Annotated in this window: 12 protein-coding genes; 3 read left to right on the top strand and 9 right to left on the bottom strand. The window is 42.4% G+C overall.

The features are described 5' to 3' along the window. Window positions 1–14: 14 nt before the first annotated feature. Genes AC04Q1_RS23690 through AC04Q1_RS23700 form a run of 3 tightly spaced genes read right to left on the bottom strand, consistent with a single transcriptional unit; the run spans window position 15 to window position 6,535 of the window. Window positions 15–1,241, bottom strand: coding sequence for a DUF4959 domain-containing protein (locus tag AC04Q1_RS23690; protein WP_478367028.1), 1,227 nt, complete (start codon window positions 1,239–1,241; stop codon window positions 15–17). Between the two features lie 39 nt (window positions 1,242–1,280). Beyond that, complete coding sequence (locus AC04Q1_RS23695; RefSeq protein WP_478367029.1) at window positions 1,281–3,236, bottom strand: RagB/SusD family nutrient uptake outer membrane protein; 1,956 nt, start codon at window positions 3,234–3,236, stop codon at window positions 1,281–1,283. Beyond that, window positions 3,236–6,535 (bottom strand): SusC/RagA family TonB-linked outer membrane protein, encoded by a 3,300-nt coding sequence (locus AC04Q1_RS23700; RefSeq protein WP_478367030.1) that lies wholly within the window; start codon window positions 6,533–6,535, stop codon window positions 3,236–3,238. The genes AC04Q1_RS23695 and AC04Q1_RS23700 overlap by 1 nt, the downstream gene beginning before the upstream one ends. Window positions 6,536–6,910: 375 nt before the next feature. Here AC04Q1_RS23700 and AC04Q1_RS23705 point away from each other — a divergent pair, with 375 nt between their 5' ends. Then, window positions 6,911–7,810 (top strand): AraC family transcriptional regulator, encoded by a 900-nt coding sequence (locus tag AC04Q1_RS23705; RefSeq protein WP_478367031.1) that lies wholly within the window; start codon window positions 6,911–6,913, stop codon window positions 7,808–7,810. Between the two features lie 3 nt (window positions 7,811–7,813). On the opposite strand, the gene AC04Q1_RS23710 is transcribed toward AC04Q1_RS23705, so the two are convergent. The 3 genes from AC04Q1_RS23710 to AC04Q1_RS23720 form a co-directional block, all read right to left on the bottom strand. Continuing rightward, window positions 7,814–10,744 (bottom strand): discoidin domain-containing protein, encoded by a 2,931-nt coding sequence (locus AC04Q1_RS23710; protein ID WP_478367033.1) that lies wholly within the window; start codon window positions 10,742–10,744, stop codon window positions 7,814–7,816. A 685-nt stretch (window positions 10,745–11,429) separates the two neighbouring features. After that, the gene (locus AC04Q1_RS23715; RefSeq protein WP_478367034.1) at window positions 11,430–12,920 is read right to left on the bottom strand and encodes a hypothetical protein; all 1,491 of its coding nucleotides are present in this window, start codon (window positions 12,918–12,920) and stop codon (window positions 11,430–11,432) included. Next, a complete protein-coding gene (locus AC04Q1_RS23720; protein ID WP_478367035.1) occupies window positions 12,917–13,492 on the bottom strand; it encodes an RNA polymerase sigma factor in 576 nt (191 codons plus the stop codon). The genes AC04Q1_RS23715 and AC04Q1_RS23720 overlap by 4 nt, the downstream gene beginning before the upstream one ends. 161 nt (window positions 13,493–13,653) lie before the next feature. On the opposite strand from AC04Q1_RS23720, the gene AC04Q1_RS23725 reads away from it, so the two are divergent. Further along, window positions 13,654–14,556 carry a class I SAM-dependent methyltransferase gene (locus AC04Q1_RS23725; protein ID WP_478367036.1) on the top strand — a complete coding sequence of 301 codons (903 nt, stop codon included), beginning with the start codon at window positions 13,654–13,656 and terminating at the stop codon, window positions 14,554–14,556. Between the two features lie 38 nt (window positions 14,557–14,594). Then, window positions 14,595–14,840, top strand: a complete 246-nt coding sequence (locus tag AC04Q1_RS23730; RefSeq protein ID WP_478367037.1) for a hypothetical protein — start codon at window positions 14,595–14,597, stop codon at window positions 14,838–14,840. Between the two features lie 64 nt (window positions 14,841–14,904). Here AC04Q1_RS23730 and AC04Q1_RS23735 read toward each other — a convergent pair whose 3' ends face one another. From AC04Q1_RS23735 to AC04Q1_RS23745, 3 genes are read right to left on the bottom strand one after another with little or no spacing between them, the layout of a single operon-like run. Next, window positions 14,905–15,963: a phosphatidylinositol-specific phospholipase C1-like protein gene (locus AC04Q1_RS23735; protein ID WP_478367038.1), complete on the bottom strand. Its 1,059-nt coding sequence runs from the start codon at window positions 15,961–15,963 to the stop codon at window positions 14,905–14,907. 5 nt (window positions 15,964–15,968) lie between these two features. Continuing rightward, window positions 15,969–17,732: a RagB/SusD family nutrient uptake outer membrane protein gene (locus AC04Q1_RS23740; RefSeq protein WP_478367039.1), complete on the bottom strand. Its 1,764-nt coding sequence runs from the start codon at window positions 17,730–17,732 to the stop codon at window positions 15,969–15,971. 2 nt (window positions 17,733–17,734) lie between these two features. After that, a complete protein-coding gene (locus tag AC04Q1_RS23745; RefSeq protein ID WP_478367040.1) occupies window positions 17,735–20,761 on the bottom strand; it encodes a SusC/RagA family TonB-linked outer membrane protein in 3,027 nt (1,008 codons plus the stop codon). Between the last annotated feature and the right edge of the window lie 150 nt (window positions 20,762–20,911).

The raw sequence follows: 20,911 nt of genomic DNA on the forward strand, positions 1-20,911 counted from the left end.
TTATATACTGATGATTACTGAACACTTCCGTACAGATTGATTTCTAAGGCATGCACATAATCCAGACCGCCCCAGGTTTGCGTAACCTCGTACCTTAGGTATTTTACAGGTTGGGCCGTACGTGGCATTTTAAAATTCACCCCTTTGGATACAAAATCCTTATCAGCAGCATTGGCCTGGTTTGGTGCTAAACCCGAGGGTGGGTTGGGGAAGACAAAGTTGCCGAGGTTAACCCAATCGCCCGCTACGGTACCTTCTGCCGAATTGGTTGGCAAAGGAGAATCGGCAGGGTTATTTACCGTTGAACCCCAGAAAGTAAACTTACGGGTATTCTGATAACCATAATAATCAGATGGCCGCTGCCAGATTACAAAACGGCTGATTTTGGCCGATACCCCCAAACTCATGGTACCAAAGGTACGTGGAGCACTTAAGGTATGCCAACCAGGTTCACCCAAACTGCCATCAAAGAAATATTTAAAATCCCATCCCGGATAAATTGGTGCATCACTTGGTAAACGGTAAGTTGCCATTTTCTTCTTATCCAGCAAGGTTTCGAATAAGGGCGTAACGGTTTTGATTACGGTATCGGAAGTATTGCCAAAACGGTCTTTAGTGTATACCCCTACTTTATATGGTACAGGATTAAGGTTACGGATCGATACATCGATGGTATCCGAACTTACATATTCGGGCTCCTGCTCATCAAACGATTTTGTTTTATCGTTGTACACCAAAAGATGTACCGAAAGGGAAGCCCTGTTTTTGTTCAGTCCGAAGAAACTCGCGCCCCCAAAATCGGCTGTAATGTTAAAACCTGTATTCACCGCAATGTAATTTGGCGTTTTAGGGTGCACCTTCACCACTATCGGGTCTGACATTACATTGGCACGGCTTACCGCATATAAGGTAACATCATAATCCTTTTCTCTCGCAAAACCATCCACCATAACCGTATCGGTATAATAGCTCGATTTGGTTTCCCTCACACGGTTATCGTTTATCGAATAACGCGCTAAAACATATAACAGGTTTTTCGAATTGGGTAAAGTATAGGTAATCCTGGCAGCACCGTCAATGTTCTCCACTTTGGCATTGCTTACCGGGCCTGGTTTTGTCATATCATCAGAAACGGCTTCAAAACTGTCTTCTGCCGTTTTACAAGAAGCAAAAAACATGGTGATCAGGGCCATTGCCAACATCAAAAACACCAGGCTTTTTCTGTAATTAATCTTTTTCATAATCTATAATTGAATATTCATCTGCAAAATTGATTTTATCTACCAGAACGGGTTCTGTACCAGGTTTTCGTTGATCACCACTTCCGAATTTTTGATCGGCCAGAAATAATCCTTTAAACCAAAAAACGGTACGGCAACAGTCCTTGGGCGATAATAATTTACCGCACTGCCTTCGTTTACATTCCAGCCTTGCAATGGTCTGCTCAATACGCCTTGTAACTCTTTCCAACGGCGTAAATCCCAGCCACTCTGACCTTCAAAACACAGTTCAATCCTTCTTTCCTGGTGGATAATCTCCCGTCGGCCTTCTTTGGTATCCGGCTTCGTTGGATTTTTTGAATAGCTTTGCCAGGAGGTGGCAACGCCCTGTAAACCGGCCCTGGTACGAACTTTATCTACCCACGACAGGATATCGGCTTTGGATGCCGTTCCCTCTTCGTTTAAGGCTTCTGCATAAAGCAGGTACAGGCCGCCAAGACGTACTACCGGCAGATAAAATGTTTCGAACTGTATACCATTGTTCATAATCGACAGGTATGGCACCAGTTTCTTTGGCCAATATCCGGTAATGTTGGTCGCAAACTGGCTCTTCGGTCCACCGATGGCAAATGGCCCTCTTGCCTGCACATAAAATGCATCACTTTCGTTCCGTTTATCATTTCCGAACCAAATGCCCCCATCAAAACCTAAATCAGCATAAAACCTCGGCTCGCGGTTAAAGTTGGCCTTTGCAGTTTCATAACCCTGTTTGATGTACGATTTGTTGGCATCATCACCAAACTGTGAAGTATTGCGGTTGGCATAATCGAATGCACTGGTATTATCCTCATTGATCGGCACGCCATTTTTGGTATAAAACAATTCGGTGGTAGAAAGCGGAACCGACCAGTTAGAAGGCTGCTCGTTACCAAAAGCAACAGCATCAGAAGTCAGTTTCGGAAACACATAACCCTGATAATCAAATCCATATTGCGAACCCCAGATCAGCTCCGGATTTTGGTCGCGCTTTTCGGCAATGACCATTTGAATGGTGAGTACACGTTTCAATTGATCGGAAACATTTTCTACTTTATTGGTGGGCACCAGGTTGTATAAGGCACCACCCTGCGCTACAAATTCATCGATAGCTGCTTTACAGGCTTTTGCTGCCAGACTCCATTTCTGGGGATCAACTGCAGTAGAAAAGAGGTTTTTTCCATCTTTATCTTTAAAACTTGCAAAATCGGGATTACCATTAAACAGTGGACTTGCAGCAGTGGTGAGTGCTTCTGCTTTTAAAGCCAAGCCCATCGATTTAGTGGTACGGCCATACTCTAAAAGTGGATTTACAACTGCGGATGGCAGATCAGGAATTGCCTCGTTGAGCAATTGGTCTACATAAGCAAAAGATTCATCAACGGTTGAGCGTTTGACTTTTGTATCTTCAATCGAACCATCAATAGGGCGGTTTTCTTTGATCAATACAATCGGGCCGTATAGCCTGATCAGGTAATAATGATAATAAGCCTTTAAAAATTTAATCTCGGCAATCCATCTTTTCTTCTCATCATCTTTCAGATCGAAAGGTTTGTTGATGTTTTCGAGCATAATGTTGCATCTTCTCAATGCCACATAAATATTCTGACCGCCATTATTGCCCGTCCAATGATCGATTACGGGGCTTGATACGTTCTGCACCCCTCCCCTGATCAGTTTAAAACCCGGTCCCGTGATTTTGTTGAAAGGGTTATCATCGAGATTCGGATATATAATTTCGGAAGAGGTAACAAAACCCACATTGTTTACCACCTCACGGTTTAAGTTCTGAAAGGTATTGTAACAACCGAAAAGATAATTTTCAGCTTCATTCCTGTTCGAAAAAGCATAATCGAGCGTACCCACATTATTGGGAACAACATCCAGGTACTTTTTACATGATGTGCCCGCAATACAAAGCACCAGCAGACAGATCAGTTTATAATAGAATTTCATATCTTTTATTTTTTCTGTTTTCATTATAAATTCACGTTTACACCGAAATTGAATACTTTCTGAATCGGATAAGCGAATCCATTTCCACCCAGTTCAGGATCCCACATTTTAAATTTACTCCAGGTAACCAGGTTGAGACCATTCAGATAAAAGCGGCAATTCGAAAGTCTTATGCTTTTTAATATGTTTTTTGGAAGGGTATAACCGATTTCTACCGATTTTAACCTGATAAAACTTCCGTCCCTTAACCACCATGAACTCGCTTGCAGGTTGTTGGCCACAACGGCCGAACTGGTACCCAAACGTGGATAGGTAGCAAATAAATTCTGGTTTTCTTCTGACCAGTGGCTATCGGCAAAAGTTTGCAGCACCTGCGCCCTACCTTCTACATAGGCTACAGTGCGTTCAAGAAAAGGACTTGTTTTTGCAGGATCGATAAAAAACGATACCCTGGCCTGCCCCTGAAAAAATGCCGAAAGGTCGAATCCTTTATAGCCGGTTGAGAAACCAAAACCATATACAATTTCCGGTGTGCTTGGGTAACCCATAAATGCCATGTCAAGATCGTCTATCCTGCCATCGTTATTTAAATCGCGGTATTTAATATCGCCTCCTCTTGGTACAGCGCCGGTAATCACATTACCATAAGCATCACTGGTATTAAATTGCTGGGTAGGCGAGTTTTTTACTTCGGCATCATCAACAAACAAACGTTCGGCAATATAGCCATAACCCCTGCTGATCGGTTGACCGATAAAATGTCGCCAGGTTTCAGGATAATTAGGTTCTTCTATATAGCTGTATTTATTGGTAGAATACGTAAAGTTTCCACGAACTGAACTCCAAAGGCCATTATCAAAGGTTTTCTTATAATCGAGCGACAGGTCAATCCCCTTAGAATCTACTTCACCCAGATTGGTTAACACATCGGTTTCAAAACCTTCGGTAGCCGGGATATTACGTTTACGTAAAATATCGTAACGGTGGTTCTTATAAAACTCAGCAATGATGTTGAAGTTTTTCAACAGGGTAATTTCACCTGCTAAGTTGGTCTGCCGTGAGGTTTCCCAGGTGATATTGGAGTTTGCATAACTCCTGATGGATACCCCATTCAGTTGGTTACCGTTATTGATACCGAACTGCGCAAAGTTACCGCCGTTCAGGTTCACATCCGATAGGTAGAAAAAGCGTTGCGAGCCTATGGCATCGTTACCCACCAAACCATGACTAAAACGTATTTTTAAGCGGTTAACAATATCGTTCTTTGGCCAGAATGCTTCGTTTGATGGTACCCATGCCCCACCAATGGTAGGAAAAAAACCATATCTATGTTCCGCTGAAAAACGTTCAGATCCGTTAAGGCCAAAGTTAAATTCGACAAAGTAGCGGTCTTTAAACGAATAAGTTGCCCTGCCTGCCACCCCCATGTTGCGGAACGGCAACGAATAGGGTAATGTTGTGGTGTTGGTCCGTGGGTCTTTCGCACTTGAGTATAAAGTCTGCTGTGCAGTACCAATAATGGTTGAGCTTACCGTATGGTTTCCAAATTTACGGTTATAATCCAGGGCACCCTGAAAGTAGAAAAAAGAGTTGGCGTTAGGCTCGCTCCTGTTGTATACCAGGTATTCAGTTGGCACATTATTGGCAACATTATTTTTAGGGTTAAGCCAGGTTAAAGTATAGGTGTTGGCCACTTTATCGTAACTATCGGCACTGTAAAAATATGGCGAATAAGCCAACTGCGAATCGAAATAAGAATACCTGTTGGTATTAAATACCGTTCTTAGCTTAAGTCCTTCGGTGATGAATTTAAAATCCTGGTTAAGTTCCAGTTGTGCCGACATACGCGATTCGGAAGAGCTTTTATGCCCTTTTAAAAGTTGTGCATATGGGTTTCCATTGGGATAAAGGATACTGTTATTTTTGGTCCCATCCGGTCCACCCACGTTACCGAACAAAATATGGTTCGCACCCGCATTGGCTTCATCTGCAGGATAATATGCAGGGAACAATACCGGACTCGCATGGGAGGCAATGGCATATAAATCAGAAGCAAATGAACCATCTAAAGTGATCGGGCCATTATAATCGCTAAAGGTACCCGAAAGCCTTACAATCAGTTCGGTTGTCTTGCTCAGGTTGATATTGATATTAGAGCGTAACTGATAGTTTTTAAAATTAACATTGTTCTCGTTATTGTTGCGGATATCTGTTTTTAAGATGCCGTTATCAATATTATAGGAACCCGAAATGTAATACTTGGCCACACCGCCACCGCCGCTGATACTTAAGTTATTACGCTGTGTGCTGGCCCTGTCTTTAAACAACATATCGATCCAGTTTACTGCAGGATATACGTATTGATTGCTTCCAGGGGCACCATTTATGGTAGCACGGGTATTGTCTATCTTAGTTTGGTTAAAGGGCAATGGCAAAGATGGGTTACGTGTTAAAGAAGCTTCGTTAAAAAGCTCCATATATTGGATTGGATCTACCAGATTAAGGGTTTGGGTAGATTCTGATAAGGAATACTCTGAGCGGAAATTAATTTTGGCTTTACCTTCCCTACCTTCTTTCGTACTGACCAAAATTACGCCGTTGGCACCACGTGCACCATAAAGCGCTGTAGCACTTGCATCTTTTAAAATCGAAAAACTGGCGATATCATCGGTTTGTAAACGCGCAAGATCATTTGGCGTTAACTCCACATTGTCGATCAGAATCAATGGGTCTTGTTTATATCCGAAGGTAGTTACCCCACGGATAAAGAATGAAGCATTATCCTGCCCGGGCTGTCCGCTGCGCTGATAGGCAATAATACCAGCCGCCTGCCCGGCAAGTGCCGCGGTAAGGTTGCTCGCAGGTATTTTTAAATCGGCGGGTTTAATGGTGGTTACCGAACCTACAACAGCTTCTTTCCGTTGCTTTTGGCCCATTGCGGTAATTACCACCTCATCGGCCATCATAACCACCGACTCTTTCAGCACTACATTGTATACGGTACTTTCGGTTACCACAATGCGTTTGGCAGTATAACCCACCAAGGCTACACGAAGTGCGCCACCTTTGGCCACATCGATTACAAATTTACCGTTGTTATCGGTCTGCGTTCCGGTTTTAGTGCTTTCAACGGTTACGGTTACACCTGGTAAGGCAACTCCTGTGGTATCTCTAACAGTCCCGGTAACGGTTGTTTTGTTTTGGGCAGTTGCCTGCAGACCAATAAAAACCAAGAACAAAAACGGGATGCATGATAACACATTTAGAAAAACATGTTTTCGGCAGAGCCACCTAATGTCTGAATTAGTAAAAAATGACTTCATAAATTATTTGGTTAGGGATTTTTAGATATTATTTCGTGTATAGAACTGTAGTTTAGCTAAAGGATATTGAACGGATAAAAGGATTTGTAGTTTGTTTTCTTTGAGGAATGAAAATCATATGGGTTATATTTGGTTTAGTAAACTTAGGGTAGAAAGCTTTCTTTTAAAATGGATAAACCCAAAAAAAAGATGGACAATACGATCATTATCAGAAAATTTTGCATGAATAAAAAAAATATTAATTTTTATGCAAAAACACATCTCTTTTAATCCATAAATACTTATATTGTTATGCCTATAGCATAAATCTGTCTATGATATTTTATTGCTGTAATTAACCAAATAACCTGATATCCCATTTTTCTTAAAATTTTAATGGAGCAAAAAATCATTGAGCCTAGAAAAAAAATCAAAGAGGGCTTTATCGGCCAGAAACGGATTGTAATCCCACCAAACATCAGGAAAAAGATTGTACTCAATCCTATCGTTAAAACTTTTTATTTAACGGCAATCGGTCACTACCCAAAAGCTGCCAACCATGATATCGAACGGAAAGCGGGCAGTAAAGACTATATTTTCCTCTACTGTACAGAGGGTTTTGGGTATATCAACATTCTTGGCAAAAAATTACTGCTGAGTCCAAATTCCTATTATATCATCCCAAAAAACATCAGCCACCGCTACCAAAGTCACGAAACCAGTCCATGGAGTATTTTTTGGGCACATTTTAGCGGCGATGTTGCCGAAAGCATTTATAACCGCTTCGCCGAAGGCAACTTAACGCAGATACAAGAAATACCTTTTGTAGAAACCAGGATTAAACAGTTTAACCTGATTTACACGCTACTGGAACAAAGTGTAGATGAAAAAGACATGGAAATCATCAATATCAAGCTGCTGAATTTTATGTCGTCGTTTATTTATTATAAAGAAGTAAACCCTGATGTGTACAACACCAACTCGATCAGTAAATCCATTCTTTATATGAAGAAAAACCTGAGGGAAAAGTTTACGGTGGAAGATTTAGCCGTTCAGCAAAACCTCTCAGCTTCACATTACCTCAGGTCGTTTAAACAGAAAACCGGCAGCTCGCCCATTAATTATTTCAACCAGCTTAAAATACAGGAATCCTGTCAATACCTGTATTTTAGCGATATGAGCATCAAAGAAATCTGTGCTGAACTGGGTTTTTCAGATCAGTATTATTTCTCCCGTTTATTTAAGCTCATTACGGGCACCTCGCCATCGCGCTATAAAAAACTGCACAAACGATAACCCCTAATGATTATAGGGCACTATTGATAGTTTTGCCGAATCATTTTTAATCAGGTCGGCTTTAAATTCTACACGGATATTCCTGCTCTCGCCCGGCATCAGCGTGAAATAACTGTCGTTAATTACGTGTGGTAATATCTGTTCGCCGGTACTGGCTTTAACCGGCTGTACCCTGATGGCAAAAGCAACGGTTTTTGCTGATTTCGGATTGGTGATTTTTGCCTCGATGAAATGTTTAGCACCTATTGTTTTTTCAGTTGAAGTAACCTGGAGTTTCGCTTTGGACAATAGGTTTAAGGCAGTAAAATCCTTGCGGTTGTTTCCTCTCCAATACAAGTTGTTTGAAACCAGTTTTCCATTGGCATCAGTGAGTTTAAGTTTTAAAAAGTGTACACTGCTTAAATCGGTACTTGGCGCGTCTCCTGCAAATACTTCGAAATTCCATAACGAATAACCCCAGTAAGAACCTCTTTCAACCCCCAGTATACGCACATAACGCGCTTCTTTCTCCTCAGAAAAGATAATTTCCTGCAGCCCCTCTTTTCCGTTTACCTGCGTCATGGCATCACTCCAGGTTTTGGCATCATCAGAAAGCTGGATTTTAAAAAGCTTTGCATAGGCCTGTTCCCAGTTTAACTTCACCCCACTGATCAATTCTTTTTTACCCAGATCTACATAAATCCATTCGTTATCGGTCGAATTACTCGCCCACCGGGTATCGTCCTTCCCATCATTAACCGGCGCTGTTTCGCCAGATGAAGCTACCGTTGGTTTATTTAAGGCCAAATTAACCCGATCGCCACGGAATGGAAGTTTAAATGCGGTAACCGCAGCATTCGACAGTGAATTTATTGTAGCGGTCTGATTATACTTCACCACCTGCCTGCCATCCATATTATAGATGCCGGCCTGTGCCGTTAAACCATTTAAATCGCCAGATGAGGTATTGATTACCTTGATTTCGTTGTTAACCGGATTCCATTGGATATGCACCGGTTCGCAAGCTTTTTTTACACCCCAATATGCACCGTTCAGATCATAAAAATAATCATAGGTCTGCCAGATAAAGGTAGGGTTGGAGGCATTACTTGTCCAGGTCATAATACCCGAAGCATCTTCCCAAAGGTGATCTAACCAGCCTTCGTACATGGCTTTATTGGTCTCGATATTGAGCAATTGCGCTTTTCTGCAAAAATCTTCAATGCCAAGCGCTTTACCATACCGGGTATTCATGCTCTGCTCATATTGATCGGCCCCGGCATTAAAGGCCCAGGTACCAAAAAAATGTTTATCCCACATATCGTTCCTTGGCCACCAGTTTTCTTTGGGGATCATCTTTTTAAAGCTTTCTACATTGGTGAATACCGCTGAACCCAGTTCTGTACGAAAGCCCCAGCCATCGTTACCGCCCAAACCGGTTGGGTATTGCGTAAAATAATAACGGGGATCTTTATTCATCCATGGTCCACTGCCCGATAAATTGTCGGCATGCGAATTGGCCTGATAATAACGATCGTTGCCATCAAAGGTAGCGATATCCTCTTTTAACCAGTTATTTAAAGGGGCTTCGGGCCAGCCTTCATTATCACCACACCAAACGGCAATAGAGGGGTGGTTTCTGAACCTTTTGATTTTCTCGATTACATTTGCATTGAAGTTATTGACGTCGCGCGGAAGACTGGGATTCGAATTCAACCAAAAATCGTCCCACACCATTATGCCGTATTTATCGCAGGCTTCGTAAAATTCGTCATCAGTGGTAGATCCGATCCAGTTACGGATCATATTAAAGTTCATTTCCTGATGCAGTTTAACCTTGGTGTCGTATTCGTCGCCACGGCAACGCAACATATATTCAGACATCGCCCAGTTCCCACCTTTTACGAAAACCCTCTTTCCATTAATGGCAAGATGAAAAACACCGCCAATAGTATCGTAAGCATATGATTTGATACCGAATTTGATGGTTTTCTCATCCGAAACCTGGTTATTTACACTTACACTCAATTTACAGGTATAAAGATTGGGTTCTCCGTATCCGTTTGGCCACCAAAGTTTTGGATGATGCACCGCCAGCTGCTCAAATTCTCTTTTATCAAGCAAAAACGAAGTTTCATCATTGGCATCTACCCTTACTTTTTTTGAAAATCCGATATTGCCAGGCATAATTACTCCAGTGATGTAAGCGCTTTGCTCCTTATTTTCTGTATTCCTGATGGCTAAGGCGATACTCAGATCCGCCCGAGCATTGGTGGGCAGTTTGCTACGCACCCAGGGATCCTGAATGGTTAAACTGCCTGAATTAGACAGAAACACCTTATCGGTAATGCCCGAATTTAAACCCGGTACGTAAGGCATCCAATCCCAACCACCACTTGATATATAACTGGGGCTGGAAGCATTGGCCATTGGCCGCTGGGGAATATCGACCAAAACTGCGAGGATATTTTTCTTACCTGTATTGATCAATGCTCCGATATCGTATCTGCCCCTTTCCATAAAACCGTTCAAGCTACCAAGCTTGATTCCGTTTAAATACACATCAGCCTTGCGGTTTACACCATTAAAGTTTAACCATATTTTTTCTTTTGTAAAGGATTTTGGTACTTCGAAACTGGTGATATACCAAAAGCTTTGATCAAATTTCGTTTTATCCGCTGTCCATATGTGATCGGCAACGTTTGGATCTTTTTCCAGTCCGGCGGCCACGTAAGCGGTATAAACTGTCCCCGGTACAACTGCCTTAACCCAATCCTGTGGTTTAAAATCGGCTTTCCAGAATGCGGCAATATCATTAACTTCTTTTTTTGGCTTAATGCTCCATACCTGCGTGGCAGAACTGTTTAAAGAAATCATATCCTGGGCATGCAAACCAAAAGTTAACAATAAGAGCAGCAGAAATAAGTTAATCGTTTTACTAAAATGAAGAGACATAAGAAGGGGATCGTTCTAAAAATTATTTGGTTATAGGGTAAAGGCGAATATCGTAAAGACTCATGCAATTACAGGTATTTTAATGATTGGTTAGCATTTTAAAATTGGCATTTAAACCTATGGATAAAAATGGATGATCAATAAAAAAAGATGGATAATACTATCTATGCTAAAAACTGTGCCTCCCTGCTCTAGTGGTGGTACAGATAACAAAGCCTTCGACTGCATGATCAATCAAAATATTAAGTAATCGTAATTGCTGGGAGAAACCTCAACTTTTCTGGGTCGCAACATTACCGTTATGGGTTATAGCGGCCGCATTAGGATAGCCAACAACAGCATTCTTAAAAAGATATTCTTAGTGCCTTCTGGCAGGCAATATCGCTCCCGGCTCACCGAAATAAGCCCCAAAATAGACTCTGGCTTTACCTTTTAGGTAAGCAAAAGGTAAAGAATAGGTAAGCAATAGGTAGAGAATAGGTAAAGAAAAGGTAAGCAAAGGGTTAACATGGGGTTAACCTGGTACCTGGAAAGGGTAGAGAATGGTTAACAAACAAACAGCGACAATCTGTATTTTTTAGATCTGTATTTTGCTTTTGTATTAACAAATTGGCATAAGTTATTGTATTGATCGGTTAGATACCGTCCAATAGAAATAAACGATTACAGACTGTTTTACAACATATTATTTAAACCTATACCCTATCCCAATCCTAAAGGCCTGATTGCTTTGTTTAGAAGGACCTAAACCATTACTCACCTTATATGGCGCCAACCATTGATAGCTGCCATTGATATCAAACTGTTTAATGTGAATACTGATGCCGCCCCTAAAGCCTATGTTTACTTTATTGTTTACGGTATTCACTAAGGTGGAATCGATGGTTTTGCTGTGGTACAAGGTATCGCGTGGATCGGCTATAGGGCTTAACCGGGTGATCATTTCAGACTGCTTGCCCACAAAACTAATTACCGGCCCCGCTTTAACGCTTATGTGTTTTGAAAGCTTGTAGGCGGCGGTTAAGGGGATATCCATGGTAATCACTTTTCGTGTTGTTGCAATGGTAAACGGTGGCACCGAATCGGGACGGTAATAACTCGGATGTGTAAATTCACCAATAATTTTCTGATAGCTATTGATATTTACCCCCATAGCAAATTGCCATTTCTGGCTTAAGGCATAGGCACCAAATATACCTGCATAAAAACTGCTGTTTCCTTTTTTCACATTTACTCCTGTTGTAATGCCATAAGTAAAGATTGGTTCGGCATCATTTTCTTGTTTGGTTCTGCCCGTTTTAAATTTAGGTGGCCTGATGTTCTTTACCTTCTGGTTTTTGCCAGGTGTAATGCCATCTGCCCTGCTAATGCGTGGCCCCCTCCTACCATCATCTTTCCTTGATGATGCGTTTCGTGAATCCTTAGCCGAATACGGCTGCGAAACAGTCTTTTGATCTAAAATAGAGACAACTGAAGGACGGGGAAGAGAAAATGTACTACCTTGTTGAAATCCCTTTGGTACCAATAACAAACTGTTACCGTTCGCTAATGAGTTATCGGTCTTTCGACCATTATACCCGTAAACATCAACTCCTGAGGCAGGTATTGATGATCTTGTGCCAAAATTGTCTGAAGCACCAACCGTAAACGGCTTTTCTGTCCCGGCGTGTTTGTTTCCTAATAATGTCGCCGCATACGGTTTCTTGCCGGATGAGGCGTTTATCGCATTGTGATTTGGTCCTTGTTTGCCATTAAGCGAATCTCCAACCTGCACTGCAACGTCACTTATCGCCTTTTCAACCTGTCCGATACTATCCTTTTTAACAGCTGTATCAGCTATTTCATTGTAATTCAACATTTTGCTGCTAACAGGAATCGAATCTGCACGCACTGGCTTCACGTTCTTTATGATTTCCTGATGCTTATTTTTTGATTTCTGCACTGCAAAGTAGCCTACAGTCGAAACCGTGGCGGCAACAGATAGTGTATAACCGATCACTTTAAACAGTTTGGCTCCTGTAGATAAATTGGGGCCGTGGCTACCGATCGGGCTCACTGGCATCTGCTCATTGAGCAATTGATGCATGCCCGCCCATGAGGCATCCGAAACATCCTTAACTGGAAGACTATCGAATTTATTGCGCCAGAGTTTATGATACCATGCTGAATTTCTCATCTTCTTTTTATGTTTTCAGTTGGTTTATCAATTGCTGGGGAAGCTAACATTTTCCTCAACTGTTTCTTTGCTTCTGCAAGGTGCCACCTTGAGGTGCTCTCGCTAATATTCAGATGTTCTCCGATTTCCTTATGCGAATAACCGTCTATTACCGAAAGGTTAAACACCAATTGGGTAGCCGTTGGCAACAGACGGATCAATTTCAGGAGATCTTCTACAAAAAGTTTGTCCAGTACCGATGGCTGGATAAAAACTTCTTCAATTTCATCCTGGCTGATCGCATCATTAAACTTCGCCTCTCTCCGGCCAATATCAATACACGACCTCACCATTACGGTGCGTATCCAGGCGCCAAATTCTCCTTTTTTGGCGTCGAAGGTTTGGATGTGCTGAAAAATCTTCAAAAACCCAATGCTCAGCGCATCGTGCGCCAAGTCATCTGATTTTAAATAACGAAAACATATCCGCAGCATATCGGCATAGTAAAGTTTATAGAGACCTTCCTGCGCTTGCCGCTCATTGGCTTTGCAGCCTTTGATTAGTTTAGTATCCTGCTTAAAAAAAAGGTTCATCCATTTGGTTCGGTAAGCGGTTTTTCATTGTGTTGTATTAGGGTTACGCAGTGGATATGAAAAACGCTGGGTTAAAATTAATTTATTTTTTACGGATACATTTTATTTTTCCGACCAAGCGTTTTCAAGACTGGGTTCGTAAGCAATATAAAACCTAAGCTATGCGCCACCACGAAAGCTATAACCGACACAATGAATGGTACAATGAACATTTTCCATCCGAAAGTGCGAAAAGTGATCTTTATGAAAAAGCAAGGGCAACAGGAAAAAACAATGTTGCCCAGTGGCTGCAACAACTATTTTTCAATTGTCTGGATCCACTTCTGGATAAAAAAGACAGCAGCTGGCTTACCGTTGGGGATGCTTATGGATTTGATGCACAGTACATCCTGAATTCAGGCAATAATGCATTGGCAACCGATCTGAATACCGATTTTTTAAACATTGCCCAAAAAGAAGGAATTATAAATGCTTGTGCGGCGGAGAATGCAGAAAAACTCACACAAGCCGACAATAGTTTTGATTTTGTGCTTTGCAAAGAGTCTTATCACCATTTCCCAAGGCCATATGCCGCGATGTACGAGATGATCAGGGTGGCCAGATCGGGTGTGGTGGTAATGGAACCACAAGACCCGGTAACAAAAATGCCTTTGTTGTTAATGTTAAGCAATCTTTTCGGCCGGAACAGCGTTTTTATCAACCAACTATGGAAAAACCGCTTTTCATTCGAACCCGTTGGGAATTTTGTATACAAGGTTTCGGAACGCGAATTTGAAAAACTGGCCGCGGGTTTGGGCCTGCCCTTGGTCGGTTTTAAAAAGATAAACCCCAATTATTGGTTTAAAGGAGCAGACTCGATATCTACCGATCGACACAACGGGCAGTTTTTCTTTATTAAAATGAAAAAAATGCTCTTTGATGCCCTCGTTAAGTTAAAAGCCGTGCCTTCGCAGGTATTAACTACAGTTGTTTTTAAACAACTACCCGATGAGTACACGATTAACCTGCTGAGGAAAAACGGCTACCATTTGGTTTATATCCCCCAAAACCCTTATCTCAATTAAACATCATCCTTCACCTCATACCCATTACCTCAATAAATATGAAAACCAACACCACACCTGGAATCCTTTATTTTTTCTCTGTTTTAACTTTACTGGGCTTTTTGGTATTGACCTGCTTTTTTTATCCCCGTATAAACTGGAATGCATTTTTTGCCGCAGCAGGCATATTCCTGCCCATTGTAATTGGGGCGGCCATTGCGGCTATTCTTTTGTTTTTGGGTATATACCTGGCGATTAAAGCCATTAACCATGGAAAAGAAAAAAAACACGTCCGGTATTTGTAGCCAAATTAAAAATGCCCCAAAAAGCATTTAACTCCTGGGGCATTATAATCGGTGCCTTTTATCATCAGTTAAACAGTGGGTTTTTCCGGAAATAGGTTATTCCTTTAAAACTTACTGAATAATCACTTTTAAAGTGTGTACTTTTCTGATAATAATCTGTGGTAATAATTTGCGCTCCGGATGCACATGCGGCTTCAAAATAAGACCGGTCGTTCATCCTGGCCTGACGTGTATCAATATCCGCGCGGGTACGGATCATATATCCCTTTTCTACCAAAACCGGGATATTGGGATCTTTGGCATCGTTTCTGAACATGATTGCCGCCTCCGGGTTTCCCGGATCGACGTTTGCGAACAAAACACGGCCTTTTAAACTCGGATGGTCTTTCATGTACATCGATCTTTTTGCGCCCTGGGCATCAAGAATAAAAACAAACTTCCCCCTTGCTGATTTCAAAGTTGGCCAATTGCCCTTTAATACCGCTTCTTCGAGTGTTTTATACTCTCCCCTCACCTGATCCGGAACAATTAAATGATTTTGTCCTAACCCATCCTTAATTGTTTTATCAAGCGCATCAAAAGTTTCGTTTACAAACTTTTCCGGCGGTGTAAAACCAGCCCTTTTTATCGAATCGTCTTTCGTTTCGAGTGTGATAAATACAGGCGAATGATCAGGGTGTGCCTCCGACCATGTTTTCAATTCGTGCAATACCTCTTCAAGTGTAAAAGCGTTGCTGCGGAAATCAAGATCAGGTATATGCAGGATCTTAAAACCTGGTGCGTTCATTTTACCCTCAACATCATAAGGTTTCTGATTTTTTGCCCATTCCAATCCTTTTGGATGGCTGTATCTTCCACCCTTAACATCAGCATACACATCGATTTCCAGATTACGCAAACCTAAAGCAAGCTGTGCTGTATAGGCCGGATGTTCATAATCCAGCTTACTTGCTGATACCGAATCCTGCTGCTGAAACAGTTTAAACAAAAGCGGATCAATAGCCTGTTTAAAGCTATTGTGAGAGCCAATTACCTGGATTTTGTTGATCGGCAATTCGTCCTCATCGGTTTTCGCCAAAAACAACATCGCCAGCAATAAAGTGGAGCAAAAAATACTTTTCATCTGGATTAATATCCCTGGTTCTGTTTAATCGATTTCGTTACATCAAGCGTAGTCTGAGGGATCGGGAAAATCCTTCTGAAAGGCTGTGTAGTAGGTTTTGCACTAAAAGGTTTCTCAAATTTACCAAAACGGATCATCTGTGGACGTCGTAACAGTTCCCAGTACGTTTCGTAAGCAATCTCTTTATATAAAGTAGCCTCATCAAGCGATGTGATGGCCACACCAGGCGCATTACCATACAGTGCTTCCCTTGTTCTTGTGGTGCGTAGTTTGTTGATATCGGCCATTGCTTCTGCCACCATTCCTTTACGGAAGTAGGCTTCGGCACGCATGGTATATATTGCGCCTAAACGGATCAAAGGAATATCTACATTGCTGGATCCGTTACCTTCTTCAGGATCGAATTCATATTTAAAACAACGTGCGCCACGGTTGATCTCATTCTGCGCAAAAACAGCTTGTGTTGGGTTTGTAAAATTAAGCGCTGGGGTGAAGTCCATTTTAGTTGATGTACTTTTTTCCATCACCAGCTCCGAAACCTTGATCCTTCCATCTGAAGTCATTTCAAAACCATTAGTTGAAGTCAGTTTTGGGCCGTATTGCTGGCCAACCATTATCCCTCTGTTAAAGTGGAACCAGGGCACACTTGGACTGCTATTGGGAACCAGATCTGTTGCCGGTACACTACCCGGGCCATTGTTCATAAACCAGGTACCATCGGCATACTGGTATTTTCTTTCAAACCTTGGGTCTTCGTGGTTACCATCCCAGCTTGCATAAAACTCAGGGCTGATACATGCTGCATTGGTTCCCCTGTTTAATGGAGAAGGTTTTTGGTTACGCTCTACACAAACGTAGGCGAAAGAGTTGGAGCCGTTATGGATATAATCGATTTTCTGTGTCACTACGAAGATCAGTTCAGCACCGCCGGAATTTTTGATCGCAAAGTTATCGAAGTAGTTGCTCAACAAGCTAAACTTGCTCGAATTGGTCAATAATGAAGTATAACTGATCACCTTGTCCATATCCGTTTCGGCTGTGTTCACCGATTTCTCGTTGAAATTGAAGGTGGCTGCATAACGGTCTTTAAACACCGCACGGTTCAGGTACATATTGGCAAGCAAGCCATATGCGGCCTCTTTGGTAAACCTTCCGTTATGTGTAGATTGTTGGCCTAAAGTAGCCAGGTCAGGGATAAGTGCTTCAACCTGAAGGATGAGGTTATCAATTTCCGTTGCCGCCTGTTTCATCTCTAACGGTGCTTTCTCGTCCATTGGGTCGCGGTATGGCGCCTGTCCGAAAAGATCGAGCGTGGTATAGGTATAAAAGGCTAGTAAACCCTTGGCCTCTGCTAAAAAGAGTGTTCTTTGCGGAATACTGCTTTCGGTAACCTGTTTAATCGCTGTTAACGATCTGGTAATTCCGTTGGTAAGCATGTTCCAGTTATCGGTTACAATCGGGTTGTCTGATGCCCAGGTGAATTCGTGCATTGAGCGCCATTTACCGCCATCGCCCCAATCGCTTCCACGTGTGGCCAAAATCGCTTCGTCAGTGGTATACTCCTGCAAGGAGAATACAGCGCCATGGTCAACAAAGGTACCATCACCCAAACGGTCGTAAGCAGCAGCTAAAGCTCCTGCAGGATTTTGTGCATTACCGCCCAGCACTTCATCGAGCACTTTTTCGTCGAGTTTGGTACAGCTGGTTAAAACCAGGACTGTAGCCAGAAATATGATATTTTTTATTTTAAATAATTGATATGTTTTCATCTTTATAGTTTTAAGGTTGCGCCAAAAATAAATGTCCTTGCAGTTGGATAACTGGTATAGTCTATACCCAGCGACTGATTTCCGCCGGTTGCCTTCGGGCTGTTGATCAATGGATCGTAACCGCTATAATTGGTTATGGTAAATAAATTCTGCCCGGTAACATATACGCCAAGTCCCTGTAACCAGCTTAGTTTTTTAAGCTTGATGTTGTAGCCTAAACGCACAGAATTAAGCCTGATGAAATCCGACTTCTCCAGGTATAATGACGACAGTTGCGGAGGATTGGCAGGATTGGCTCCCGATTCGAAATATTGTCGGGCCACATTCCGGTCTGAGGCAAGATTGTTGATGTTCAATGCATTTAAACCGGTATTGTTTACCAGATAACCTCCCGTTTGCCCGATGAATGAGAATGAGAAATCGAAGTTCTGATAAGTCATCTGGCTATTTAAACCATAGGTAAAGGTTGGAATGGCGCCCTGGAAAATTACGCGGTCTTTATTGTCGATTACGCCATCGCTGTTTACGTCTCTGAAAATATTCGCGCCTTTGCTGTCAAAACCCATGTGTTCCAACAGGTAAAACGAACCTGCGGCATAACCGCTTCTGTAGATATTGGCGGTTACACCGGAAAGCCCTGGACCGGAAATGGTCCCCGACAGGATCTCTGAAACCGGAAGATCTTTAATCTTGTTGTTTAAGGTTGCACCGTTCACATCTACCGACCAGTTGAACTTTCCGGTGTTGATCACTTTCGAGCCCAACATAAATTCAAAGCCTTTGTTTACAATCTTGCCATCAATATTTACCCATACATTACTGGTTGGGCTTAATACCTGCGAAGGAATGTTCAGGATCGCGTCGGTTGTGGTTTTGTTGAAATAGTCTAATGTTCCATAAAATTTGCCTTTGAAGAGCTCGAAATCAAGTCCTACGTTGTATTGGGTAACCACCTCCCATTTCAGGTCAGGGTTAGGGGTTCTGGTTACCGAAATACCATTTACCAATGCCAAATCATTATATAAATAATAACCATCGCCAGCAGAAAGTGCATAACTGGCCTGCGTAAGTTTGTTCTGTACTTCCTGGTTACCTGTTTGGCCCCAGCTTGCCCTTAACTTAAGCTCGCTTAGGAAAGGGATTTTTTTAAAGAAATCTTCCTGTGCCATGTTCCAGCCCAATGCAAACGATGGGAAATAACCATATTTATTGTTCGCACCGAAACGCGTAGAACCATCGGCACGTACCGATGCCGTTACCAGGTATTTGTTATCGTAAGCATAATTTACCCTCGAAAAGAAAGATTGCAACTCGTTGATCTGTGCAAAACCAAATACACCGGTCTGTTTCCCGGCGTAACCTGGATTGTTCTCCGGTAAAATACCGCTACTCTGTGCCGCTATTCCATCAAGGTTAAAGCTACTGCCTCCCCTTTCGAATTTCTGATAAGAGAAACCTCCGATAGCCTCCAGTTTATGTTTGCCAGTCAGCAGGCTGTAGTTCAGGTAATGCTCCATCAGCGTACTTTTCGAATCTAGGTTCGCCTGGATGTACTTACCTATTGGATTTAAATCTGTGGTGTTCGGAAAAATTGTGGTATTTCTTTCACCCACAGAGCGGTCAAGCCCTAAGTTAAATTTGTATTCAAGGCCTTTTACAATCCGGAATGATACATCCATATTACCCAATACCCTTAAGGTACGCGTACGGTCTCTGTAGATATCAAGCAGATAAGCCGGGTTATAGTGTGCATTCGCATTGAAGTTGGTAAACTTTCCATTCTGATCGAACACCGAACGGGTTGGGTTCGACATTAAGGCCTGAATGATCAGCTGTCCGTTCGAACCACCATCATCACTGGTTGGCACACCGTCATCACGGGTTTCACTTCCCGTTAAGTTGATGCCGATTTTGAGGCGTTTATCGTCAAGGAAAGATTCAGAGGCATTGATCCTGGCCGAAGTACGTCTGAATTCACTATTCTTCACAATCCCTTCCTGATCCATCTGAGCAGCCGAAACAAAGTAGTTGCCGGTAGCGGTGGCCTTCGAGAAGGATACCGAATTGTTCAATGTTTTCGCCTGGCGGTAAATCACATCCTGCCAGTCGGTATTGCCTCCGTGGTCGAATGATTTGTCCTTAATTGCCGCACGGTATTCATCAGCAGTCAAAAGATCGAGCTTATGGGCGACGTTTGAGAGCCCCAGGTACGAATCGTAGGTGAAGCTTCCCTCACCCGTTTTGCCCTTCTTAGTGGTCACGATTACCACACCGTTTGATCCGCGGGCACCGTAAATGGCTGCTGCGGAAGCATCCTTCAATACCGAAATGGATTCGATATCGCTTGTATTTAAAAAGTTTAACGGGTTTTTCGCTTTCGATGATCCGAAACCAACATTCGAGCCCGTTGGGCTCACATCATCATTCGTTAAAGGTACTCCATCTACTACGAAAAGCGGTGTGCTCCCACTACGGATAGACCCCACCCCGCGGATGGTTACATCAACACCGCCCCCTGGTTCGCCGCTACTGGCCACTACACGTACGCCGGCAATTTTACCCTGCAGTAAATTATCTGCTGAAGTAACCACGCCCTGCCGGAAGTTTTTCGCATCAAGCTGGGTAACTGCACCCGTAACATCTTTTTTGGTCTGCTTTCCATAGCCCACAACCAAAACTTCATCCATATTTGATGCATCTGGTTCCAGTTTAATGTTCAGTACATCGGTAGTGGCTGCTATCTGTTTTGTTTTGTAGCCAATAAAGGATACCTCTAATGTTTTACCTTTTACGGCGTTGATCTTAAACTCGCCTTTAGAGTTGGTCGAAACAGCATTCGAAGTGCCCTGTTCCTTTACGGTTGCACCGATCAAAGGCTGGTCGGTTTCATCGGTAATCCGGCCGGAGATGGTCCTCCCCGGTTGCTGTGCAAATACAGCCATCGACACCATCAAGAGTACTGCTGAAAACATAATTTTCAGGGACTGAGGTGTCAATAAACGAAAATTAAGCGTATAAATTCCTTTCATGAGCATAATTAATAAATAGTAAGTGTTTGGTTTGGGATATTTGTAACTAAAGAAATCGCACAAAGATGTCTTTTTGATATAAGCAGTATTTACCTGTCAGATTATTAAATTGTTAAATCATAATCAGCAATAAGGGTACAGTATAAACAG

This window comes from Pedobacter humicola, assembly GCF_056490705.1.